Origin of the sequence: Mesorhizobium sp. B2-4-17 (assembly GCF_006441275.1) — a bacterium.
Classification (GTDB): domain Bacteria; phylum Pseudomonadota; class Alphaproteobacteria; order Rhizobiales; family Rhizobiaceae; genus Mesorhizobium.
On sequence record NZ_VFUX01000020.1, the window covers coordinates 25,120 to 49,075 of the forward strand.

Annotated in this window: 19 protein-coding genes and 1 pseudogene; 7 read left to right on the top strand and 13 right to left on the bottom strand. The window is 63.5% G+C overall.

Translation table 11 applies throughout. The annotated features are described in order from the left end of the window. Positions 1 to 217: 217 nt before the first annotated feature. Positions 218 to 1,828 carry an inorganic phosphate transporter gene (locus FJ548_RS17010; protein WP_140608769.1) on the bottom strand — a complete coding sequence of 537 codons (1,611 nt, stop codon included), beginning with the start codon at positions 1,826 to 1,828 and terminating at the stop codon, positions 218 to 220. A 148-nt stretch (positions 1,829 to 1,976) separates the two neighbouring features. On the opposite strand from FJ548_RS17010, the pseudogene FJ548_RS30485 reads away from it, so the two are divergent. Continuing rightward, positions 1,977 to 2,122 (top strand): annotated as a pseudogene (locus tag FJ548_RS30485) (PfkB family carbohydrate kinase); the annotation flags it as partial. A gap of 27 nt (positions 2,123 to 2,149) precedes the next feature. Here the strand turns inward: FJ548_RS30485 and FJ548_RS17020 are convergent. The 7 genes from FJ548_RS17020 to FJ548_RS17050 all read right to left on the bottom strand — a co-directional run bounded on the left by FJ548_RS17020 (position 2,150) and on the right by FJ548_RS17050 (position 12,205). After that, on the bottom strand, positions 2,150 to 2,845 hold the full coding sequence (locus FJ548_RS17020) for an SDR family oxidoreductase (protein ID WP_140778476.1): 696 nt from the start codon (positions 2,843 to 2,845) through the stop codon (positions 2,150 to 2,152). A 1-nt stretch (position 2,846) separates the two neighbouring features. Continuing rightward, positions 2,847 to 4,250, bottom strand: a complete 1,404-nt coding sequence (locus FJ548_RS17025; protein ID WP_140778477.1) for a GH1 family beta-glucosidase — start codon at positions 4,248 to 4,250, stop codon at positions 2,847 to 2,849. Then, positions 4,231 to 5,880, bottom strand: a complete 1,650-nt coding sequence (locus FJ548_RS17030; protein WP_140778478.1) for an amino acid ABC transporter permease — start codon at positions 5,878 to 5,880, stop codon at positions 4,231 to 4,233. Before FJ548_RS17030 ends, FJ548_RS17025 begins: the two co-directional genes overlap by 20 nt. Before the next feature lie 65 nt (positions 5,881 to 5,945). Continuing rightward, positions 5,946 to 6,692 carry a transporter substrate-binding domain-containing protein gene (locus FJ548_RS17035; RefSeq protein ID WP_140699791.1) on the bottom strand — a complete coding sequence of 249 codons (747 nt, stop codon included), beginning with the start codon at positions 6,690 to 6,692 and terminating at the stop codon, positions 5,946 to 5,948. A gap of 22 nt (positions 6,693 to 6,714) precedes the next feature. Further along, on the bottom strand, positions 6,715 to 7,785 hold the full coding sequence (locus FJ548_RS17040) for a LacI family DNA-binding transcriptional regulator (protein WP_140699789.1): 1,071 nt from the start codon (positions 7,783 to 7,785) through the stop codon (positions 6,715 to 6,717). Between the two features lie 231 nt (positions 7,786 to 8,016). Then, positions 8,017 to 9,030: an amino acid ABC transporter substrate-binding protein gene (locus FJ548_RS17045; RefSeq protein WP_140778479.1), complete on the bottom strand. Its 1,014-nt coding sequence runs from the start codon at positions 9,028 to 9,030 to the stop codon at positions 8,017 to 8,019. 118 nt (positions 9,031 to 9,148) lie between these two features. Then, positions 9,149 to 12,205: an aminotransferase class III-fold pyridoxal phosphate-dependent enzyme gene (locus FJ548_RS17050; RefSeq protein WP_140778480.1), complete on the bottom strand. Its 3,057-nt coding sequence runs from the start codon at positions 12,203 to 12,205 to the stop codon at positions 9,149 to 9,151. A gap of 130 nt (positions 12,206 to 12,335) precedes the next feature. Between FJ548_RS17050 and FJ548_RS17055 the strand changes: the two genes are divergently transcribed. Beyond that, positions 12,336 to 12,776 (top strand): Lrp/AsnC family transcriptional regulator, encoded by a 441-nt coding sequence (locus FJ548_RS17055; RefSeq protein ID WP_140608785.1) that lies wholly within the window; start codon positions 12,336 to 12,338, stop codon positions 12,774 to 12,776. A gap of 197 nt (positions 12,777 to 12,973) precedes the next feature. Here FJ548_RS17055 and FJ548_RS17060 read toward each other — a convergent pair whose 3' ends face one another. Then, entirely contained in the window at positions 12,974 to 13,507 is a 534-nt protein-coding gene (locus FJ548_RS17060; RefSeq protein WP_140778481.1) for a TetR/AcrR family transcriptional regulator, read from the bottom strand. A 145-nt stretch (positions 13,508 to 13,652) separates the two neighbouring features. On the opposite strand from FJ548_RS17060, the gene FJ548_RS17065 reads away from it, so the two are divergent. Both FJ548_RS17065 and FJ548_RS17070 read left to right on the top strand, forming a co-directional pair. Beyond that, positions 13,653 to 14,981 (top strand): efflux RND transporter periplasmic adaptor subunit, encoded by a 1,329-nt coding sequence (locus FJ548_RS17065; RefSeq protein WP_140778482.1) that lies wholly within the window; start codon positions 13,653 to 13,655, stop codon positions 14,979 to 14,981. Further along, entirely contained in the window at positions 14,978 to 18,061 is a 3,084-nt protein-coding gene (locus tag FJ548_RS17070) for an efflux RND transporter permease subunit (protein WP_140700042.1), read from the top strand. The genes FJ548_RS17065 and FJ548_RS17070 overlap by 4 nt, the downstream gene beginning before the upstream one ends. A 206-nt stretch (positions 18,062 to 18,267) precedes the next feature. Here the strand turns inward: FJ548_RS17070 and FJ548_RS17075 are convergent, their stop codons facing one another. Further along, a complete protein-coding gene (locus FJ548_RS17075; RefSeq protein ID WP_140700045.1) occupies positions 18,268 to 18,741 on the bottom strand; it encodes a L,D-transpeptidase in 474 nt (157 codons plus the stop codon). A 278-nt stretch (positions 18,742 to 19,019) separates the two neighbouring features. Then, entirely contained in the window at positions 19,020 to 19,274 is a 255-nt protein-coding gene (locus tag FJ548_RS29865; RefSeq protein ID WP_181168820.1) for a hypothetical protein, read from the bottom strand. 184 nt (positions 19,275 to 19,458) lie between these two features. On the opposite strand from FJ548_RS29865, the gene FJ548_RS17085 reads away from it, so the two are divergent. After that, a complete protein-coding gene (locus tag FJ548_RS17085) occupies positions 19,459 to 19,626 on the top strand; it encodes a hypothetical protein (RefSeq protein ID WP_140698561.1) in 168 nt (55 codons plus the stop codon). A 70-nt stretch (positions 19,627 to 19,696) separates the two neighbouring features. On the opposite strand, the gene FJ548_RS17090 is transcribed toward FJ548_RS17085, so the two are convergent. Beyond that, positions 19,697 to 20,383, bottom strand: coding sequence for a response regulator transcription factor (locus FJ548_RS17090; protein ID WP_140608797.1), 687 nt, complete (start codon positions 20,381 to 20,383; stop codon positions 19,697 to 19,699). Positions 20,384 to 20,428: 45 nt separating this feature from the next. Here FJ548_RS17090 and FJ548_RS17095 point away from each other — a divergent pair, with 45 nt between their 5' ends. Together FJ548_RS17095 and FJ548_RS17100 are read left to right on the top strand one after the other, a co-directional pair. Further along, positions 20,429 to 21,202 carry a response regulator transcription factor gene (locus FJ548_RS17095; RefSeq protein ID WP_181165562.1) on the top strand — a complete coding sequence of 258 codons (774 nt, stop codon included), beginning with the start codon at positions 20,429 to 20,431 and terminating at the stop codon, positions 21,200 to 21,202. Between the two features lie 76 nt (positions 21,203 to 21,278). Beyond that, entirely contained in the window at positions 21,279 to 23,366 is a 2,088-nt protein-coding gene (locus FJ548_RS17100) for a sensor histidine kinase (protein WP_246673505.1), read from the top strand. Positions 23,367 to 23,482: 116 nt separating this feature from the next. Here FJ548_RS17100 and FJ548_RS17105 read toward each other — a convergent pair whose 3' ends face one another. After that, the gene (locus FJ548_RS17105) at positions 23,483 to 23,893 is read right to left on the bottom strand and encodes a hypothetical protein (RefSeq protein ID WP_140698558.1); all 411 of its coding nucleotides are present in this window, start codon (positions 23,891 to 23,893) and stop codon (positions 23,483 to 23,485) included. Positions 23,894 to 23,956 lie beyond the last annotated feature (63 nt).

Genomic DNA, 23,956 nt, shown 5'->3' on the forward strand with positions numbered 1-23,956 from the left:
CCGTAGCCACGCCTTGAAAGTCCTGGCATCGATGCTGGGGACTACGCCGCACCGCTTCGCTCCAGGACGACGAGGCGATGGGCGTTTCGCGCCAATCTCCAAGGCATGAGCCCCTTCAACGTAAATGCGCATATTCTCTTGAAGACTTGCCCCTCGCCCAAAGAAAAGGCAGCGCCGGTCGCTGGCGCTGCCTTTGTTCGAGAACTTTCGGCTCCGCTCAGAACACCTGGCGGAAGACGATGAACAGCACGAAGGCGAGCGCGATCGAGCACGGCAGCGTCAGCACCCAGGCGAGCAGCAGGTTGCGCACCGTGGACCACTGCAGGCCGGAGCCGTTGGCCGCCATCGTACCGGCGACGCCCGACGACAGAACGTGGGTGGTCGATACCGGGAGTCCGAGACGGTCGGCCATGCCGATGGTCACCATTGCAACGAGTTCGGCCGCCGCGCCCTGGCCGTAGGTCAGGTGGCTCTTGCCGATCTTTTCGCCGACGGTGACGACGATGCGCTTCCAGCCGACCATCGTGCCGAGTCCGAGAGCCAGCGCGACAGCCACCTTCACCCAGAGCGGGATGAACTTCGTCGCATTGTCGACGGCCTTGTGGTAGTCGGTGACTGCCTTCAGGTCGTCGTCCTTCATCGGCAGCAGCTTCTTCTTGTCGATCAGCTTCAGCGCTTCACCGATCAGGTAGATGTCGTTGCGCGCGTTGCTGACCAGATCGGTCGGCACCTTTTCGACCGAAGCATAGGGCTGCAGCTCGGCGGTGGTGTTGTGAATATAGGTCTGCAGAGCAATGGTCGTCTGATCGGTCCACGTCTTGCTGCGCACGGCTTCCTGCACGGCAGCCTTTGCAGCATTGGCATCGGCAACGGTGACGCCGGGCTTGACATATTTGCCCAGCGCCGTCTCGACGTTGACGGAAGCCGACTTGTAGGCCTCGAGATAGTTGATGTCGGGCGTGCGGTTGAGCGCGTAGGCGGTCGGCACGACGCCGATCAGGATGAGCATGATCAGGCCCATGCCTTTCTGTCCGTCATTGGAGCCGTGCGCGAAGCTGACGCCGGTGCAGGTGAAGATCAGCAAGGCGCGGATCCACCAGGGCGGCGGGGCATTGCCCTTCGGCGCTTCATAAAGAGCCGGGTTGCGCACCAGCAATTTCATCACATAGAGCAGGATGGCGGCGGCGAAGAAGCCGATAATCGGCGACACCAGCAAGGTGGTGCCGACATTGGTCGCCTGCCCCCAGTCGACGCCACTGGTGGCACTTCCGGCCGGCGCCATGAACTGGTTGGCGAGGCCGACGCCGATGATCGAGCCGACCATCGTGTGCGAGCTCGAGGCCGGCAGGCCGAGGAACCATGTGCCGAGATTCCACAGGATCGCCGCGACGAGCAGCGCGAACACCATGGCAAAGCCCGAGGACGAGCCGACCTGCAGGATCAGCTCGACCGGGAGCAGCGACAGGATGCCGAAGGCGACCGCGCCGCTTGAGGTGAGCACTCCGAGGAAATTGAAAACGCCTGACCACATCACGGCGAATTCGGCCGGCAGGGAACGCGTGTAGATGACGGTCGCCACCGCATTGGCGGTGTCGTGGAAACCGTTGACGAATTCGAAGCCGAGCGCGATCAGCAGGGCGATGCCGAGCAGGATCCACGGCACGGTCTTGGCCACCGCCAGATCCTGGCTGAGCGCGTAGCCGACATAGATGATGCCAACCAGCACCAGCACACCGAACGCAGGCAGGAACCACTTGGCGCCGCCCGATTGATCCAGCGGATGATCCGGCCTCGGGATGCCCGCTTCACTAGAAACTATGTCCACCATGTCCCACTCCTTTTGCATTGCAGCAAAGACCTGGGAAAGACGCTATGTCCGCACGATGAACCCTGTATGACGCGAAGAGGCGGCTTTGCGCCTATGCCGGACCAGCCCGGAGCAGGCCGCGCGAGAAATCCGCTCCAGCACGACCTTCGTCGTCAAGCGCGGACCGCGAGGCGCCATCGCCATCGGCCCCGATAGCACGCTTGTCGAGGCCGTCGCACCCGATGTCCGCGTTGTCGACACGATCTCGGTGCCGGCGATGTCTTCAACGCCGCTTTCCTGGCAGCCATGGCCGCATCAAGCGTGGAGACCGGGTGCTTTCGACTACCACCCGATAGGGACACCGTCGAACGTCTGGAAGGAGCCGCTGTCTCCAGGCGTCGCACTATCGATGATGGTGCGCAGGCCCCGCGCACTGTCCTCGACTGCCAGAACCGCCTGATCGCCTCCCATATCCGTCTTCACCCAACCTGGATGGAGCGACAACACCGTTATCCCGTCGACGCGCAAATCCTGCGCCAACTGGGCGCAGACCATGTTGAGCGCTGACTTCGAGCAGCGGTAGGCATAGTCGTCGTCATAATCATCGAGCAGCCCCTCAGCCATCGAGCCGGCCCGGCTGCCGATGTTGGCGATGACGCGCATGCGCCCCGCAACCAGGTTCGGGCGCAGCGCCCTCGCCAGCAACAACGGACCGAGCGTGTTCGTCCGCACGACCTTCAGGAATTCATCCGGGGCAAAGCTGTGCAGGCCAGGGATTTCGCTGCGGATGGCGGCGTTGTTGACAAGCACATCCACGGGCCTGCCGGCGAGCCGCGTGGCAAGGTCGCAAATGGAAGCCGGGTCGGCGACGTCGAGCGGCTGGAACTCGATTCGACCCGCGCAACCTTCAACCGGATGCGTTCGCCCGCAACCGATCACGCGCCAGCCATGGTGGGCGTATTGCACCGCCAGCTCGTGGCCAAGCCCACGCCCGGCGCCAGTTATGAGGACCGTGCCGCCACGCCCTTCCGCAGCCAAGTCAGGCGCTCTTGGCGACCGGCACGGTTTCCTGCCGGGCAATCATGGCGTAGACCTCGCCGGAATATTTGATCTGGCGTTGCTGCGTGGCGAAATCGACATGGGTGATGCCGAAGGGCGTCGTATAGCCATAGGCCCATTCGAAATTGTCGGTCAGTGTCCAGGCGAAATAACCCCGCACCGGCACGCCCTCGACCGCCGCCTTGGCCACTTGCTCGATATGATCGACATAATAGGCGGCGCGCAGATCGTCCCAGACACGCCCGTCGTCGCCAACCTGTTCCGGCGTCGTGGCGACGCCGTTCTCGGAAATGTAGATTGCCTGCGGCGCATAGCGGTCGTTCACATAACGCAGGATGTCGTACATGCAGCGCGGCCATATCTCGTAGTCGACCGCCGAATAGATGCCTTCCGGTTGCACCCGTCGATAGCTTAGCGGCGCGAGTTCGTCACCCGCCGCGATCACCGAGCGACGGTAGATGTTGATGCCCAGATAGTCCACCGGCGCGGCGATGATCTGATTATCCCGCGCATCGATCGGCGGCAGCAGATCGCCGTAGAGCTCCAGCATGTCTTGTGGGTATGTGCCCTTGAAGACGGCATCGAGAAACCAGCGGTTCTGGGCGCCATCGAAGCGCCGTGTCGCCGCGACATCGCGCGGATCATCGGTAGCGGCCTCCGCGACGTTGAGATCGAAGACGATGCCGATTGACGCATCCGCCACTTCGGCCCGGATGACTGGAACAGCCAGGCCATGCCCCAGCAATGCGTGATGACTGGCGGTCACGCCGCCTTTCACACCATCGCGCAATCCCGGCGCATCCTCACCGGTTGCATGTCCCGACCAGCAGAAGGTCCAGGGCTCGTTGAGGGTCGTCCATTTCTTGACGCGATCGCCGAAGCTGCGGGCGGCAAGCCCGGCATAATCGGCAAAGGCGGTGGCGGTTTCGCGACTGTACCAGCCGCCACGGTCTTGCAACGCCTGCGGTAGGTCCCAGTGATAGAGCGTTGCATAAGGCTCGACGCCGGCTTCAAGCAGATCGTCGACCAGCCGGTCGTAGAAGGCGATACCCTTGGCGTTGGCGTCGCCTCGACCTTCGGGAAGAAGCCGCGTCCAGGCGAAGGAAAAGCGATAGGCGCCGAGGCCGAGCGCCTTGAGCACAGCGATATCTTCCTTCCAGCGATGATAGTGATCGCAGGCTACGTCACCGCTCGAGCCATCCACGATCACGCCGGGAACCCGGCAGAACCGGTCCCAGATGCTTTCGCCCTTGCCGTCCGCGTCATGCGCGCCCTCGATCTGATAGGCCGCGGTCGCGGCGCCGAACACGAAGCCTTGCGGAAAGACCAGTCCGGCGGCACGGGCTTCGAGGGTCCGGCGTGCGTTATCGATGCTTGATGTCATATTTTCTCTCGATGGTGCTGACGAGGCTTGCCGCCGCCAACGTCAGGAAAATGTAGAAGATGGCGGCTGAGTTGTAGGGCGCGAACGGCAGGAAACTTGCCGACTGGAATTCCCGCATACGCTGCGTGATGTCACGGATCGACAGGATCGAGAGCAGGGACGTGTCCTTGAGGATGGCGATCAGTTCGTTGCCGAGCGGCGGAATGATGATGCGGAAGGCTTGCGGCAACACAACCAGCCGGGCGGTACGCCAGCCATTGAGGCCGAGACTGTGCGCTGCCTCGATCTGGCCCGCGGGGATTGCATTGATGCCGGAACGAAATATTTCGGCGAGATAGGCCGAATAGGCCAGCGCCATGGCGGCAATGCCGCGCACCAGGTTCGGCGGATCGAACACGCCCTGCGTCGCGTCCTTGAGCGCGCCGGCGAGCGGCAGGCCGACATAGAGAACGATAACCAGCATCGGGATGCCACGGATCGTGTCGACGATGAATTCCGAGCCGATGGAGAGCGGGTGCCTGCGGTGGATATGACCGCCGAAGGTCAGCAGCCCAAGCACGATCGCCAGCACCGCGAGCGTAATGCCGAACGCCTTGTCGCGATCGTTCAACGCCTCCGCTTGCCACAGCACGGGCAATGCGCCCGGCGCCGTTGCGGCGGGGACAAGTGCCGCGCTGATATCGGGAGCCTTGCCGATCGCGTCGAGCGCTTCCGGCGCGCCACGAAAGGTGCGCAGCGGCACGTCGCGGTCGGGACCTCCGGGAAATTGCCCGTAGCGGACGGGACCAAGTATCCCGGACGGGGTACCGGCCGTGACAGCGACCTTCCCGGCGAGAGACCCCACAAGCACATAGCTGTCGCGCGGCTGGAGCAGGAACCACGCGGCAGCGCAGATCATGAGGATGGTTGCCGCGATGCAGATCAGGTCCGCCCGCCAGCTGTATTTGAGCTTGAGGAGCCCGACCCAGAGCAACCCCATCATTGCCGCCAGCATGTAGGCGGCGACGGCCGCCCGGATCGTCGTGGCGACACCCGCCGCGAATGCGATATGCGCGAAAAGCAGGATGAAGGCCAACCCGGCGCCGTTCACCGCCGCAAGTGCAAAGCGGGCACAACGGTGCGTCGCGTTGCCGGTGCCATTGCGGGCGGCGATGAAGAACGCACCGAGGAGCACGATCGTCAGGCCGAAATAGGCTCGCAACAGGAGTGCGGCCTGGCCGCGCACCATGAGGTCGGCGGCATCCGTCAATCGCCGCGGCGTAAGGCCCTGAACCACCAGATTGGAGGTGAACGGATCAACGGCGTTCGCCACGACCGATGCCACGAAGGGGTAGGCCACACCGGTTGTCGCAAGCACCATGGCGGCGGCAAGGTTGACCCCGGCGGCGACAATCGCGAGACGCGGTGACCTGGACGAAGCGCGCGAGAACACGACCACGGCAAGGCCGGCGAAAAAGGCGACAGCCAGCGCCAGAAAGCCAGGCACGAAGACCGACGAGCCGTTCTCCACGCCGAGGATGGCGCGAAGCGAGCGCTGGTAGTTAATCGACGAAGCGAAGAGATAGACGATGAACGGCAAAGCCGCGACGATGATCAGATTGCTGGGCCGCAGGCGCATCAGAAACTGCATCCGGTCCCGTCCCTCCCTCACGGCGGCTCCGGCGCCCGGCACCGGAGCCGAAGTCCTTCAAGCAGTTATTTCACGCCCCAGTATTTGGCGATCAGCGCGTCGAGGCTGCCATCGGCCTTGATGGCCTTCAGCCCTTCGTTGAAGGCGGCGACATTCTCGTCACCCTTGCGGAAGACCAGCCCCAGGGGATCGGACTGGAGATTCCTGATCGGCACCACCAGTTCGCCCGCGAATTCCTTTTCATACGCGGCGGCATTGGCGCCATTGATCACGACGCCATCCACGTCCTTGTTCTTCAGCGCTATGACGGAGGCCGCGAAACTGTCATACGCGACCACATTGTCCTTGCCGACAATGCTTTCGGCGACCTGTGAGTCGGTAGTGTTGGCTTGCGCCGAGAGCTTCTTGCCTTTCGCCTTGAAGTCGTCGAGCGACAGGCCCTCGTCTTCAACGCGCATGAGGACGGCCTGACTGTTGATGATGTAGGGGTCCGAGAAATCCATCGCCTTCTTGCGTTCGTCGGTGATGGATACGCCGGAAGCGACCAGGTCGAAACTTCCCTGGTCGAGAGCGGCGAAGATACCATCCCAGCCGGTGGTGACGAATTCAGCCTTGCAGTTGATCTTGCCGCAGACCGCCTTGATCACATCGACGTCGAAACCGACGATCTGGCCGCTCGCCGCGTCGACGCTTTCCATCGGCGGCGAGGTGGTGTCGGAACCCACCTTCAGGACCTTGCCTCCGAGGTCGGCGGCGCCGGCAGTGCCGGCCGCCAATAGCGCCACCGCAAGTCCGATCAGAATCTTCTTCATGCTCTTTCCTCCCATGTCATGATTAGCGGCGGTTTCGCCCGCCGAGATTGTCCGGCTGCCGGCCGATGAGCTCGGGTCTCGAGACCATGGTGAGCCTTGCCGGATCCTCGCCCGCCATGCGTCGCAGCAGAAACTCCCCGAGCTTGCGGCCGAGGAGTTCGATTGGTTGGTAGAATGTCGTGATCGGCGGGGTGAAGTACGCGCTGACGTTGATATCGTCATAGGCGATGACGTCGACATCCACCCCGACGCGCCGGTCGAGGCTGCCCAGCGCCGACAGGACGCCCAGGGTGGTGGATTCGTTGATGCACACCAGGGCGGTGGGCGGGCTGGGCAAGCCAAGAAGTCTGAGCGCGCTGTCACGGCCGAAGCGGGTGGACAGATCGCCGTCGGCCACAAGGTCCATCGATGTGGCAAGCCCTGCCTCGTCGAAGGCGCGCGAAAAGCCGTCAATCCTGTCCAGGGCATAGGAAAGACGGCGATCCGCGTTGATCAGCGCTATCCGCCGATGTCCGCCCGCTATCAGCCGGGCCGTGGCGGTGAATGCCGCCCATTCATTGTCGACATCGACATGGGCATAGGTGAGCGGCTTGCGGCATCGGCCGAGCGACACGAACGGAAAATCGCTTTCGACCAGCAGGTCGATACGCGGATCGTCGGCCTGCACGCCGGAAAAGATCAGGCCGTCGGCCGCGCTCTGGTCGACGATGCGACGGGCTGTGTCGAAGGCGTCGCCGAAATCCCGGAAACCGTGAACGGAGAGCTGATAATCGCTGTTTTCCAGCGCCTGGCTTATGCCGCTCAGGATCTGTGTGTATTCAACGCCGTCCCACTCATAGCCGGCAGCGGACGTTATCGGCATCAGCACCGCCGCCCGATAGGTCTTGCCGGTCCTCAGCGCCATGCCTCGGATGTTCGCCTGATAGCCCAGATTTCGCGCGGCGGCGACGATGGCGTCCCTGGTCTGCTGGGCGACCACGGGGGAACCGCGCAGAGCCTTCGAGACGGTGGCGATCGAAAAACCCGTATGGGCCGCCAACGTCTTGATCGTCGGCGAAAGTTCTCGATGCTCGGATTTTTTGCTCGCTGCCATGGACCGCTGCTAACCCAAGAGGTCAGCATCCGTAACATCGGGTAAAAACGTTTTCAAGAATAATAAAAACGTTTTTATACACCGCGGATTCGAACATCGATCGAAGGACAAGAGCGGCGATGATGCGCGACGGCACAGATCACCGCTCCGTTCCGTGAAGTGGAATGGCCGGGCAAGGAGCCCAAGGCCAGCTGCCGGCCCGGCACCAAACAGGCGTTCGGCTTTCAGGCCTTAGCGCGCGGGCGGCGCATACATCAGGCCGCCGGCATTCCACAGCGCGTTGATGCCGCGCGCGATCTTCAGCTGGCTCGACTGGCCGAGGTTGCGTTCGAAGATCTCGCCATAATTGCCGACCTTGGCGACGATGTTGTAGGCGAAGGCCGGCTCGAGCCCGATCTGCTTGCCGTTGTCGCCCTCGACACCGAGGAACCGGCGGATCGTCGGGTTTTGCGACTTCAGCGAGGCTTCCGCATTGGCTTGCGTGATGCCGTCCTCTTCCGCCTCGATCAGCGAGAACAGCGTCCAGCGCACGACATCGAACCACTTGTCGTCGCCCTTGCGCACGGCCGGACCCAGCGGCTCCTTCGAGATGATCTGCGGCAGCACCGTGAAAGCCGCGGGATCGGTCAGCTTCAGGCGCTGCGCATAAAGCGCCGAAGCGTCCGTGGTGTAGACATCGCAGCGGCCGCTGTCGAACGCCTTGATGATGCTGTCGGCGGAATCGATGACGACCGCCTCGTACTTCATCTTGTTGGCGGTGAAGTAGTCGGCGACGTTCTGCTCGGTGGTGGTGCCTTGTTCCGCACACACCGTTGCGCCAGAGAGCTTCAGCGCGCTGTCCACGCCGAGATCCTTGCGCACCATGAAGCCCTGGCCGTCATAATAGACGGCGCCGACGAAATGGATGCCCATGCCCGTGTCGCGCGACAAGGTCCAGGTCGACTGCCGCGACAGAATATCGACGGTTCCGGCTTGCAGCGCCGTGAAGCGCTCCTTGGTGGACAGCGGCACGTAGCTGACCTTGTCGGGGTCGCCGAAAACGGCGGCTGAAACCGCGCGGCAGAAATCGATGTCGAAGCCGCTCCATTTTCCCTGGTCGTCGGGTGCTGAGAAGCCCGCCACCCCCTGGCTGACGCCGCACAGGATCGAGCCCCTCTGCTTGACGATGTCGAATGTGTCCGCCTTCGCCGGAGCGGCCAGCGTGGCCGCTATGAGCGCGAGCGCGGTAATCAATGCATGTCTCATGGTTCCTCCCTTGATGAGGCAAAGCCTCTCCTGCCGCCGGCACGTGAAGCACCGGACCTTCGTGAAAATCGCTGTTTTCTGTCAGTTCACGCACCGCCAGGCGGTGCGCTGGTCTGTCCTAAGCCTCTTGCGCCAGAACCGCCGCCAGCGTCTCGTCGAGAACGCCGACAAGATGATCGGCATTGGCCCGGCTGAAGATCATCGGCGGGCGCATCTTCAGGACATTGTCATGTGGTCCCTCGGTGCCGATCAGCACGCCGCGTGCCCGAACGCCGTCATTGATGCGGCGGGCAAGAGCTGTCGCCGGCGCCTTGCTCTTGCGGTCCTCGACCAGTTCGATGCCGAGGAAGAGCCCCTGGCCGCGCACGTCGCCGATGATCTCGTAACGATCCTGCAAGGCCTTGAAGCGCGCCATGAGATAACAGCCGATCTCCTGCGCATTGCGCCTCAGCCCATCGCGCTCGATGACGTCGAGCACCGCTAACCCTGCCGCGCAGGACACCGGATTGCCGCCGAAAGTGTTGAAATACTCCATGCCGTTGTTGAACGAGGCGGCGATCTCGGCGGTGGTCACCACGGCCGCCATCGGGTGGCCGTTGCCGATCGGCTTGCCCATGGTGACGATGTCTGGCGTTACCCCCTGGGTTTCGAAAGCCCACCAATGGCTGCCGACGCGGCCAAAGCCGACCTGCACCTCGTCGGCGACGCAGATGCCGCCGGCGGCGCGCACCATCGCGTAAACTTCCTTGAGATAGCCGTCGGGCAGGAACACCTGGCCGGCAACGCTGGGGATCGATTCCGCCAGGAACAGGCCGGGCGCGCGGCCTTGCCTCGCCATGTCGGCGATCTGCTCGGCGACGCTTTCGGCAAAACGCTTCGCATGCTCGTCATCAGGCCATTCGACCGGTGCACGGTAGCTGTCTGGAATGGCCGCCTCGAACACATGCGCCGGGCGCCCCTTGCCGCCCTTGCGCTTGTATTTGTAGGGGCTGAGGTCGATCAGCTCCTGCGTCGTGCCGTGATAGGCCCAGTCGAGCACGATCGCCTCGCTGCGGCCGGTATGGGTGCGCGCCATGCGCAGCATCAGGCTGTTGGCCTCGCTGCCCGAACAGGCGAAGGACGCCACCGAGAGCCCGGCCGGCAACGTCGCCGTCAGCCGCTCCGCATAGGTGACGATCGCGTCGTGCAGGTAGCGTGTGTTGGTGTTGAGCTTTGCCGCCTGCCTCGCGATCGCGTCCACCACGTCAGGATGGGCATGGCCGAGATGACAGACATTGTTGAAGCAGTCGAGATAGGCGCGGCCGCGATCGTCGATCAGCCAGGCGCCTTCGCCGCGCACGAACTTGATCGGCTCGGAATAGGAGATGGAGAGATTGGGCAGCAGCGACGCCTTGCGCGCGGCAACGATCTCCGGGCGTGACCGGCCACTCTGCCGGAAGGTTTCGGGCGGAATGCCGGCGAGTTCGGCGGCATCCGGAAACAGTTCCTTCCACACGTCGAGATAGCGCTCTTCACCCACCCCAAGGATGTCGCGTGCGGCAAGACTGGTATCCGTCGATATCTGGAAATGCAGATGCGGCACCCAGCCGCCATTTTCCGCAGGTAGGCCCATCTCGCCGACAAGCGCGCCCGCTTCCAGGCGGTCGCCGGCCTTCAGCCGCCGTCCAGCCTCCTGCGCCATGTGGCCCCAAAGGGTGATGAAGGGCGGGCAGCCCGGCGGCGCATGCTCCAGCGCCACCAGGCAGCCATAGCCGAGTGGATCCTCCTCGATCTCGACGCTTCTGACCGTGGCGGCGAGCGGCGTGTAAAGCCTTGTGCCCGCCGGCATGAAAAGGTCCAGGCCGAGATGGTTGGCGCGCCGCGCGCCTTCCACGAAACGCGACTCGAAGATGTCGCTGGTATAGACCGTGCGGGCCTCCCCCCACGGACCGATGCCGAGCGCAATGCCATGTTCGGCGCAATAGGCATCCCACCATGCTGTCGCCTTGTCGGGCTGTTGCGCGGCCGATGTCACCGTCATCGGATTTCGCGGATCGCCGTAGGGCACAAGCGCCTTGGCAAGCGTCGCCGGATGGCGGTCGAGGATTGGCGCAAGATGCGCGCGGTTTGCCGCGATCCAACCTGTGACGGCGCGGGCTCCGGGAGCGGCTTCGAAGCCGCAGGCGTGGCGCAGGATCGCCGTGGCGAAGCGCCGGTTCATCCTGCCCAGACGATTGAGCAGCCGCCAGGCCGGCGCTTCCGAGATCGACAGGTAAGGATTGTCGGCAGTCCGCTCCTTGCGCGCCGCCGACAGCGTCACCGAGGTGACGAGACGCATCGCGATGAGGTCGAAGAGCAGGTCGAGTTCCTCTTCGCGCAGCGGATACTCGGCGTGGAAGCCGGCGGCCAACCGTGCGGCCGCGCCAATCGGATCCTCGGCATCGAGGATGGCATAGGCGCAGGCGACGGCGACCTCGGCGATCAGCGCGCTGTGCAAGGCATCGCCGAAATCGATCAGCCCGGCGACACGCTCGGGCTTTTCGGGATCGACGAGCACGTTCCAGTCATTGGCGTCGTTGTGGATCACCTGTGCCCGCAATGCCGGCAGGCGCGGCGCCACCTCGGCGTCGAAATGATCGAGGAACCGCTCCACCAAGGCGCGGTCCCGGTCATCACCGATGTGGTCAAGGCGCTGCCGCGCGCGACCGGCCTGGCGAATGTCCCAGTCGAACGAGCGCAGCGCGCCGGGATGAATGAAGCCCTGCAGGGCGCGGTCAAGCCGGCCAAGCGCACCGCCGAGGCTTTCAAGCAGCGCCGGCGTGGTCTGGCTCTCTGCCAGCGGCTGTCCGGCGAGCCATGACACCATGCGCACGGCATGATCTTCGCCGCCGGTGCCCCTGGCATGCGCGAGCGAGGCGCCCTCAGCCGTCTTCCTGAGATGCGGTACGGCGAGATCCGGACTGTTGCGCTCGAGGTGGTCGAACAATGCCGTCTGGAATTCGCTCTCGGCCAGCGGCTCGCTGGCGTTGACGATTTTCAGGATCCACAGCGAGCGGTCGGGAGCAGCCAGCTTGAAATTCTGGTCGCGCTCGCTATCGAGCGGCGTGACGCTGCCGGCAATACCGAAGTGCCGCGTGGCGAGATCGACCGCCTCGCCTGGCGAGAATTGAGGTGCTGGGTGAGAGACGTTGGTCATCTGAAATCCGCATCTGCTTTGTCAAAGCTTGGCATGGGTCAAAAAATCGGGCATCCGGCAAAGCGTCGGTTGCGCCGGCACAATGACCGCATTGGCCGGCACATTAACGGAGCCAGGGGAGCGTGGCACGATGAGGGAACTGGACGCCAAGGATCGGGACATTCTGGCCATCCTGTCGAAGGAGGCCCGCATCCCGCTGAAGACGCTTGCCGGGCGCATCGGTCTGTCACGCAGCGCGACGAGCGAGCGGGTGGCGTCGCTGGAGAAGAGCGGCGTTATCAGGGGTTACCGGGCCGATATCGGTCAGATGGACAAGGGCCTGGTCTGCGCCTTCCTGCTGGTCACGCTGATCCGCACGCCCTCCATCGGCATTCTCGACCAGCTGGCGCGCTATCCGGAAGTGCGGCGGGTGTCATCGGTGAGCGGCCAGCTCGATCTCGTCGTCGAGGTCGAGGTGCCGTCGATCGACAGGCTGAATACGGTGCGGGACCTCATTGCCACGCTCGGCGGCGTCGAGGACCTGACGACCGCGATTGTCCTGCGCAGGGATATCGAACGCGCCGTGGAGTGATCCCTAGAGCATGATGCCGAAAAGTATGAAACGGTTTTCGGATGACATCATGCTCTACCCTCTTCGATTTAGAGGCAGATTCAGATTTCAGGTCGATTCGACCTGAAATCATCCGGCTCTAGACAGCGATCGTCTCTCTCGCTCCGTTTTCGCCGCGCTCAAGCTCTGTCTATTTGGCTCTATCTATTTGGCTCTATCTATTTGGCGATTTCCAGCAGGGAAGACACCAGCAGTTCGCGTTCGTCTTTCGACAGCACATCGGAATCGAAGAGGTTCATGCTGCGCAGCCCCTCGATGGCGAGATAGCAGACCAGCAGCGATCTGAGGTCGTTCGTCTCGCCCTTCAGCTGTTCGAAGAGCTGCCGCTTGAATGTCTTTATCGGCGTCATGAAATCGGGATCCTCGGCGATAGCCGAAAATATCCAGGAGGCAGAGGGTTGCTTTTCCTCGCAATCATTGGCCGACAGCCTGATGTAGACGGCGAGCGGGTTTTTGCCATTGTCATTGCTGTTGGCCGCCTCCAGCGCTTGCTCGAATTCGCGCAGATAGCCCTCGACCAGCCCTTGCATCAGTTTGGCCTTGGTCGGGAAATTGTAGAGCAGCCCCCCTTTCGATACGCCGGCGCGGCTGGCGACGGCTTCCAGCGACAGGCTTCCGGGGCCGGACTCCCGTGCCACGTCAGCCGCCGCGGCGAGAATTTTCTCGCGCGAATTCGTTCTTCGGGCTCTCATGGCGCCTCCCATCGCAAGCTTAGGCCCAATTGACAAGACCGTCCAGACGGTACAGTAAGACCGCCGCTATTTGAAATCGGGACCTGCAGTCGATATGTGTCCCGATGTCCGTGCTTCGCGCCGGATTACGACTGAGGGGTCTTTCTTGTTCAAGCGCATACTTCGTATCGTCATCGTCTTCCTGGTTCTGCTCGTCCTCGTGGTCGTGGTCGGTGGCATTGTCGGCTTCAACTTCCTGCGCGACAACGGCATCAAGCAGTATTTCGCCACGATGAAGCCGCCGGCGGCGACCGTATCGACGACCATCGCCAAGCCGTCGAGCTGGACGCCGGGCGTCGAGGCGATCGGCACGGTGAGAGCCGTGCGCGGTGTGGACCTGACGGTCGAGACCACGGGCATCGTCAAGGAAATCCTCTTCCACGCCAACCAGAAGGTGGACGACAACGCCGTCCTGCTGCAGCTCGACGACGCCGTCGAGCGCGCCGATCTCGAGGCACAGAAAGCGCAGGCCGTATCCGACCAGGCTGCCTTCACGCGCGCCATCGAATTGCAGCGGCGCGGCGTCGGCACCGACGCGACGCTGGATGCCGCGCGGGCGGCCGCAAGCGCATCCGCTTCGCAAGTCAACAGATTGCAGGCCGTGCTCGACCAGAAGCAGCTGACCGCGCCTTTCGCCGGCACGGCCGGTATTCCCAAGATTGACATCGGCCAGTATCTGGCGCCCGGCACCGCTGTGGTGACGCTGCAGGATCTCGATACTATGCGGGTCGATTTCTCTGTCCCCGAACAGCAGCTCCCGCTGCTCAAGATCGGCCAGACGGTTCGGCTGGGCCTCGGCGGCGGAGACATGCCGTTCGCCGGCGCCATTCGCGGCATCGACCCAAAGATCGACCCGTCCAGCCGGCTGGTGAACATCCGGGCGGAAGTCGCCAATCCCGATGGCAAGCTGACCCCGGGCCAGTTCGTGCGGGTGCGTGTCGAACTGCCCGAGGAGCAGAACGTGCTGGTGCTGCCGCAGACGGCACTGACCACCAGCCTCTATGGCGACTACATCTTCGTGGTGCAGCCGGCGAAGCCCGCCGCAGCCGCACCCACGCAGCCTGCCAAGCCGGAGGAAAAGCCCGCGGCAGCCGCCACCGACAAGCTTGCGGACAGCAAGCCGGTGGACAGCAAGGCGGCGGATGCCAAGCCGGCGGATGCGATGAAACCAGCGGCCGATGCAAGCAAGCCGGCCGACGCCACGAAGCCCGAAAAGCCGGCCGCGGACCCGGCCAAGCCCGCGCTGGTGCTGTCGCAGGTCTTCGTCAAGCCCGGCCGCCGCAATCAAGGCATGGTCGAGATCGTCGAAGGGCTGAAGGCCGGCGACGAGGTTGTCACCGCGGGCCAGAACCGCCTCTTCAACGGCATGTCCGTCAACGTCGACAACACGATCGACCCGACCAAATCGGCGAACAAGCAGGCCGGCCAGCAATGAGCTTTTCCGATCTTTTCATTCGCCGGCCCGTCCTTTCGACGGTTCTTGCCTGCATGATCCTGCTCCTGGGCTTCCAGGGCATCTTCAACCTGTCGATCCGGCAGTATCCGAAGGTTGACGAAACCGCGATCACCATCACGACCGCTTATCCGGGCGCCAGCGCCGACCTGATCCAGGGCTTCATCTCGGCTCCGATCGCGCGCGCCGTCGCCTCGACCGAAAACATCGACTACGTCACCTCATCGAGCCGTCCGTCTTCCAGCACGGTTACGGTGCAGATGAAGCTCGGCTCCAATCCGGATGTGGCTTTGACCGAGGTGCTGTCGAAGGTCCAGGGCGTGCGCGGCACCTTGCCGGATGCATCCAAGGATCCCGTCATCGTCAAGGGCACCGGCCAGCAGTTCGCGATGATGTACATCTCGATGCAGAATCCGAACATGACCAAGGAGCAGCTGACGGAGTATATCGAACGCGTCATCAGGCCCCGCATGTCGACCGTCGAAGGCGTCGCCGACGTGCAGATTTTCGGCGCCCAGCAATATTCCATGCGCGTCTGGATCGATCCGGTCAGGCTTGCCGCGCGCGGCGTGACGGCCGCCGAAGTTCTGACGGCGATCAACAACTCCAACTTCCTGTCGGCGCCGGGCAACACCCAGAACGAATATGTCGTCTCCTCGATCACCGTGCGCTCGACGCTGCAGACGCCGGAGGCGTTCGCCGAATTGCCGCTGCGCTCGACCGACGGCAATGTGGTGCGGCTGCGCGACGTCGCGCGCGTCGAACTCGGCGCCGAAAACACCGACACTAGGGTCAGCTTCAACGGCAAGCCCGGCACCTTTCTCGCCATCTTCCCGACGCCTGCCGCGAACCCGTTGACCACGGCGGCCGCGCTCACCAAGCTCGTGCCGCAGATCCAGGAAACGCTGCCGAAAGGCATGACGATCGAGATCGTCTACGACGCCACCGGTCAGATCAGCGCCTCGATCGACGAGGTGTTCAAGACCATCGCCGAGGCCGTTGCCATCGTCGTGCTCGTCATCCTGCTCTTCCTCGGCTCGTTCCGTTCGGTGATGATGCCGATCATCACCATCCCGCTGTCGCTGATCGGCGTCTGCTTCCTGTTGTTTGCGGTGGGCTATTCGATCAACCTTCTGTCGCTGCTGGCCATGGTGCTGGCGATCGGCCTTGTCGTCGACGACGCCATCGTGGTGGTGGAGAACATCCATCGCCACATGGAAGAAGACCACATGTCGCCGATGCAGGCGGCCTTCAACGGTATGCGTGAAATCGCCACCGCCATTGTCGCCATGACCATGACACTGGCTGCCGTGTTCGCACCGCTGGCCTTTACCGGCGGCCTGACCGGCTCGCTGTTCCGCGAATTCGCGGTGACGCTGGCCGGGTCGGTTGTGCTGTCGGGCGTCATCGCCATCACCATCACCCCGATGATGTCGGCGCGCCTGTTGAAGCCCGGCAATGCCGGCCGTTTCCAGCGCATCGTCGACGGCACCTTCTCGCGGGTCGAGCATGTCTATGAGCGTGCGGTCACCGGTTCGCTGAACTATCGCCCGCTGACGCTGATCATCGTGCTGGCGCTCGTCGGCGTGACCGGCTTCATGTTCACCAAGACCTCGACGGAACTGGCGCCGGAAGAGGATCAGGGCTTCCTGCTCTCGCTCGTAACGGGACCGCGGTATGCGACCTCCGACTACACCGAGACCTACGTCAACCAGATCCTGGGCCTGGTGAAGGACATTCCCGAAACGCGGGCGCAGTTCTCCGCCGTCGCCTTCGGCGGCACGACCAACAGCGCCTTCGTCGGCTTCGCCTTCAAGGACTGGGCGGATCGCAAGCGCAATTCGAAGCAATTGCAGGCCGATATCACGGCCCGCATCGCCAAGGTTGCCGGTGTCCAGGCCTTCGTCTTCGCCCCGCCGACGCTTCCCGGCTCCGGCGGCGGCTTGCCGATCGCCATGGTGGTGCGCTCGACGGGCAGCTCAGCGGAAGTCTACGAGGCGGCCGAGCAAATCAAGAACAAGGCGCAAGCCTCCGGCCGCTTCATCGTCGTGCAGAACTCGATGGCCTATGACGCGCCGCAGGTGACGGTGACCATCGATCGTGACCGCGCCGCGGCACTCAATCTGCCGATCGCCGATATCGGCCGAACGCTGACGCTGCTGGTCGGCGGCGCCGAAGTGGCGCAGTTCGACCGCGACTCCAACAGCTACGACATCATCCCGCAGGTGCCGCAGGAATTCCGCGACAATCCCGAAAAGCTCGGCGAATATTTCGTCCGCAGCGTCACCGGCGAGATGGTGCCACTGTCGGCGGTGGTGAAGATTTCGAACAATGCGGCGCCGGCGGCGATCGAACAGTTCAACCAGCTGAACTCGTCAACCATATCCGCGCTTCCGCTGCCCGGCGTCACCACGGGCGACGGCCTGAAGGTGCTTGAGGACATCGCCCGTGAAAGCCTGCCCGATACGTTCTTCATCGACTATTCCGGCCAGTCCAGGCAGGAGAAGGAGCAGGGCAACACGATCCTGATCGCCTTCGCGGCCGCCGTGATCGTCATCTATCTGGTGCTGGCGGCGCAGTTCGAAAGCTTCCGTGACCCGCTGATCATCATGATGGCGGTACCGCTGTCGATCTTCGGTGCGATCGTGCCGCTTAATCTGGGCCTCGGCACGCTCAACATCTACACGCAGGTCGGTCTGATCACGCTGATCGGCCTGATCACCAAGCACGGCATCCTGCTGGTGGAATTCGCCAACCAGCAGCGTGAGATCCATGGCATGCGGCGGCGCGACGCCATCATCGCCTCGGCCAAGGTGCGCCTGCGGCCGATCCTGATGACGACGGCGGCGATGGCGCTCGGCGTGGTGCCGCTGATCGTCTCCAGCGGCGCGGGTGCCGCGGCCCGCTACTCGATGGGCCTGGTGATTTTCACCGGCATCCTGGTCGGCACCATGTTCACGCTCTTCGTCGTGCCCATGTTCTACACCTTCATCGCCAGCAAGGATCTGCCTCAGCTTGCCGAGAAGCCTGATCCCAAGCTGATGCCGGCATTGCCGACCTGAAGCAATTCCAGGAAAAAGTGTGTAACGGTTTTCCGATCGGGATTGCGCAAACAAACAACTAAAAAAAGAGGCTGGAGATTTTCCGGCCTTTTTTTGGCTGGGCTCGATACCGCCGGGTCGAGCTGAGCTCATTATCACTGGAGAGCGTTCCGGCGGGAGCCTTGGACGGGATGCACGGCGGCGCATCGACAACCGTTCCCAGCCTGCTACTTGACGATGACTATGCTGGTATTGGCCGGCCCGAAGGTCTCGACCAACTGATAGAAATCGGCGGCGGCAACGGGATGCAAGCGCACGCAGCCATGCGAGGCCGGCTGGCCGAGACGCTTGACGGCATAGGTCGCGTGCACCGCGTAGCCGCCGCTGAAGAAAACTGAGTGCGGCATGGGTGCGTTGTCGTACTTCTTCGAATGCCACATCTCATGCATCCGCGTCGGCTTGGACGAGCCGGTCGGCGTCACATGCGCCCTGTCGCCAGTGGAAACCTTCCAGGCGAAGGTCGGCCGGCCATCGACCGAGACCTCCATGACCTGCTGCGAAAGCGACACCCGCGCCACGATCTTGTTGGCGGCATGAGCACTGTTGGCGGCATGAGCACTGTTGGCACCGAATAGAAGCGCGGTGCCCGTGAGCACGGCTGCGGTGATATTGATCAATTTGGCGGCAATGGTGGTGTGCATGACGTCCTCTCTCTCTCTCTCTCTCTCTCTCTCTCTCTCTCTGCCGGTCCAATTCGATGCAGGGCTTATCGTCGCGCATTGTTTCGGATTAATTTCGTTATGCGCGTGCTTATGCTTCGGTAATGTTTCCTAACAAGGGTTCGCAACTGCCCATCACCTGGCTGCCACGATGATATGCGGTCGGCCTATACGCCTGAATCTCGAAACGAAAGCGCATGTTATCCCTATATGAAAGAAATTTCACTGATTTCGAAACCGATCTGCAACAAAGCGCGGCTTCAGGCGGCATGATACGGATACAGGCCGCCAGCAAAGTTGACGCAACGAAAGCAGACGGCAATGGCCATGGGAACGAAAACGAACACGCGGTTCTGGCTTCTCGGAATCAGCATCGCGTCGGCAACAGTCGGCGGCGCCGGCCCGGTTGCCGGCGGCCCCATGTCACGGCTGGCGGCAATGGCCTCGAGCGAGATCTCGACCCTGCCTGCCGCCCTGTTTTCCGCCACGGTCTGGATCGTTTCCAGCCCGCGCATCGTCCGGCTCTGGGCCCTCTGGCGGGTTGGCCCTCGGCTGCTGGCATTGCGCGGCCCCTCCGGCAACTTGCTGCCGAGAGGACCGAAGGCCCGCGCCGCGACGGGGGGCTCCGTGGGCGGCGCGGGCACTTCGGGAGTTTCCTGAAGCGACCCGCGACACATCCATTTCTGGGGAATTGGTCCGATGAAAACGAAATTCGCAGCCTCGGTGCTTTCCGCACTGCTTTATGCGCAGGGCCTGCTCGGCTTTGCCGCCCTTGCCACCGTGCTCCTCAAGGAGCGTGCCCACGCAGGTGAGTTCGCCACGGGCAAGGACATGCCATCGGGCCCATCGCTGCTGGTGGTACGCTGAACCTCGGAGCATCGGTGCGAAAATGGAAGATCCGATGCTCAGCCAGAAAGACAGACTCTGTTCCCGACCGTCAGTCGGCGAATTGCCGTGGCGGATCGAACCGGTAGCCTGCACCGCGTATGGTGGTGATGGTCTCGGTGTCGAGCTTGCGGCGCAGCCGCACAATGCGCGAATCAATCGAACGATCGAAGGCGTCGGCATTCTCGGCCGGTGCGGCGGCGATGATGTCGTCACGCGTCAGCACCTTGCGGGGGCTCGCAAGGAACAGCCTGAGCAGCGCCACCTGACCGGGCGAAAGCTGTTCCTCGGCACCGGAGCGGTGCATGACGATCGCCGATCGCAGATCGACGGTCGCATTCTCCAGCACGATCAGTTCCTGGGTGCCCCTGCCGCGTCGCGAAAGCAGGCCGCCGACACGGGCTGCGAGTTCCCTCACATTGAGCGGGCTTTCGACAACGTCGGCGGCGCCAAGTTCGAGCGCCAGTACCTTGTCGACGAGATCGGCCGGCCGGCAGATCAGGATGAAATCCGGCCCATCCTCACCGCCATGGCGCCTGAGCAGATCCCGCCCTTCAGCCTGACTGAGACTGTCACCGACGACGACGACATCGATGCCCTTGCCCGCCAGCAGCGATTCCGCCTCCCAGGGCTGCCGCGCCTGACGCACATCATGGCCCCGCCGCTCAAGATGGTCGGCAAGCTCGGTCGCGACTACGTCGGCGACGGAAACAAGCGCGATGACGGCTCGTGCGGCCATGTTCTCCAACCGTTCCCTGGCAACCGGATATGAGTGCTGGACATCATGTTTATACCCAATCTACTTTCCACTGAAAGTGGGAGCGAAGGCGTCGTGCGGGCAAGAATTGTCATCGTCGAGGACGAGCCTGACCTGAGGGACGCGGTCGCCGAATATCTTGGCGCCGCCGGCTATGACGTTGCGACCGCCGAAACCGCGGCCGCGGCACGCAGCCTGGTCGAAACGCAGGCGTTCCATCTGGCCATCCTCGACATCGCCATGCCGGGCGAAGACGGGCTGTCGCTCGGCCGCTGGCTGCGCTCGAAAATGCCGATCGGCATCATCTACGCGACCGCCGCAGGCACCGCGCTCGACCGCATCGTCGGGCTGGAACTCGGCGCCGACGACTATATCGTCAAGCCATATGAGCTGCGCGAGGTGCTGGCCAGGGTCCGCAGCGTGCTGCGCCGTGTTCCGCAGCCGACGGAGCTGGGGGACAGGAAAGCCAGGACGGAGCGCCGCTCCGTCGCTTTCGGCCCCTTCCAGGCCGATCTCGACGGCAGGCTGGTCACTGGCGCCAACGGCGCGGTGATCGACATGGCCAAGAGCGAGTTCGACGTCCTGGAGGTTTTCCTGACCCGCGCCAACCGGCTGCTGACACGCGCCGCGATCTCGGAAGCGATCGGCTTCACCGAGGATCCGGAATCGTCGCGCGCCGTCGACATCCGCATCATGCGCCTGAGGAAGAAGATCGAGACAGACCCGGCCAACCCGAAATTCCTGCGCACGGTGCGCGGCGAAGGCTATATCTTCTCGTTGCCGGCCCGCGACGGCAATTGAACGCCGGCGCAGGAGGCTTCCTTTCCGGCGCCTGGCCCGGACCGGATTCGACATGGCAGCGCAATGACGACTGAAGATGACCGCTGAACCAGCAGGCACGGGTACACAGGGAGACCGGCAGGGCGCGGCGATGGCGGCCGTGCGTGTCGTGCGCCGATTGCGCGAGGCCGGCGACTGGCAACGCGAGATGGACGGCATCCTGGCAACGCTGTGCCACGCCATGGATTGCCAGCGCGGCATTCTGTTCCGCTTGCGCGAACTGCCCGGTCAGGGGTTCGCCCAGTCGGTCGCCGCCTACTGGATCGACTCCGATTTCGGCGGTGAACTGGCCTCACCGACAGTCATCATGCAGTCGATCGTCAACTCCGATCCGCTGCTGGAGCGGCTGGCCGAGGATGAGCGGCAAGGCAAGATCTTTGCCGGCCATACGCGCAATCTCGAAGGCTTCCTGAGAGGCGATTTCGAGAAGCAGGGCATCAAGTCGTTCCTGTCGGTATCCGTCTTCGCGCACGGCCATCTATGGGGCACGTTGGCGGTCAATGATTGCGTCGAGGAGCGCGAATGGACCGACGAGGAAGAAGCGACGCTGCATATCATCGCGCTCGCCATTGGCGATGCCATCGAACGCTCGCCCTCCGATGCCCATGCCAGCGAGGTCATTCGCCGCACGATGCTGCAGGCCTCGCTCGATGCCATCGTCGTTATCGACGAGACCGGCTCGATCATCGAATTCAATCCCGCGGCGGAAAAGATGTTCGGCTTCCTGCGCAGCGACATCCTCGGCAAGGATCTGCTCGATACCATCGTGCCGATCTACTACCGCAATGGCTATTCCTCGGGAGCCGAGTACATGTCCGGCCGCGGCGCGCCGATGGTCGGCCAGCGGCTGGAAACGGTGACGCAGAACGCCGCCGGGGAAGTGTTCCCGATCGAACTGACGGCCACCGAGATGCGGGTCGCCGACCGCCGCCTGATCTTCGGCTCGATCCGCGACCTGCGCGACAAGCTGCGCGCCGAGGAAGAGATCAACCGGCAGCGCGAAAAACTGCACCAGAACGAGAAGATGGCGGCGATGGGCTCGCTGCTGGCGGGTGTCTCGCACGAGCTCAACAATCCGCTGGCCGTGGTCGTCGCCCAGTCGACGCTGCTGCATGAGTTCGCGGCCGATCCGCAGACCAAGATCCGCGCCGAGAAAGTGCGTGCCGCCGCCGAGCGCTGCGGCCGCATCGTCAAGAGCTTCCTGTCGATGGTCCGCCTCCATCCCGCGGCACAGGCTGAGACCGATCTCAACCAGGTGATCCGCGCCGCCCTGGAGGTAACCGCCTATGGCGCCCGCTCCAGCGGTATCATCATCGACACCGATTTCGCGCCGGGTCCGCTGCTGGCCATGGCCGATGCCGACCACGTGACGCAGGTTGCGGCCAATTTCCTGATCAACAGCCAGCACGCTTTGGCCGGCATTGCCGGCGATCGGCTGATCAAGGTGCGCACATTCCGCGGCGATCAGGGCAATCCCGGCTTTTCGGTCGAGGATAACGGACCCGGCATTCCCGAAGCGATCCGCGACCGCATCTTCGAATCCTATTTCACCACCAAGCCGGTCGGCGTCGGCACCGGCATCGGCCTGTCGATCTCGAAATCGATCATCGAGCGGCACAATGGCAATGTCTGGTTCGAGGAGGTGCTGCCCAGAGGCGCGCGTTTCGTCGTCCAGTTGCCGGCCATCGCCGCGGGCCTCGCCGCCGCCGGCGAAACCCAGCCGCGCTCGAGCGGCCTGCGTCATGCCCTGATCATCGATGACGAGCCTGATGTCGCCGGCTCGCTGTCCGACATCCTCGAGTTGATGGGCATCAAGTCGCGGGTTGCGCCCGTCTGGGAGACGGGCGCCGCCACCTTGAGCGGCCACATGCCGCCGGACATCGTCTTTTCGGACCTGCGCATGCCTGGCATCAGCGGCATTGCCATTTACCGAGAATTGCTGGCTGAACGGCCTGACCTCGCGCGGCGCTTCGTGCTGGTCACCGGCGACCTGATCGGCGCGAAGGCGGAAATCGAGGCCTTGCCGGCGCAGCAGCGGCCGCAGATCCTGGAAAAGCCATTCAGCACGCTGGATGTGCGAAGCGTGCTTTCGAGTATCGCCGAGCAGGCGGCATTGAAAGGCTAAAAAAGAGGCTCCCGACCGACGGTGCGGCGGGAGCCGAGGGGAGCGCTGGAGCAGCGCTCGGGGAGATCGCGGCATGACCCCGGCCCGGAAGCCGGCTTCGGGATCAAGCCTGGAAATCAGAAGATGTTCGGCGTGTAGGTCAGAGGCGCGGCGTTGGCGATCATGCGGATCGCGCGGGCCTTGTGCGTTCCGGACTGCTCGGCGATGGCGCGCAGACAATCCACGCTCTCGGCGCCCCAGGCCTGCCCCTTGCATGCGAAGTCGACCGCCGACATCGGCAGGCGCGCGGTCCTTGTGGTGGTCAGCGCGCCTTCGACGATGTTGGCTGGGGGATTGAGCGAAGCGAAGGCCGGGCCGGCCGCCGGCGTGAACGCCAGGCAGGCGAAGGCGCAAGCAGCCAGCGCCATGAACATTGCCATCGGGTGGTCACTGGCGCGCTGACGCAGGGCCAATTTCGGGCGGCGGTCAGCGCGCTCCGGAGCCTGGAGCCGACGGTCGCCGTTGAGGATCTGAACTTTCGCATGCATCCTATTTCCCTTCGTTGATATTCTTTTTCCAATAAAGTGAACCTAATCGCGCCTTGTAACAGC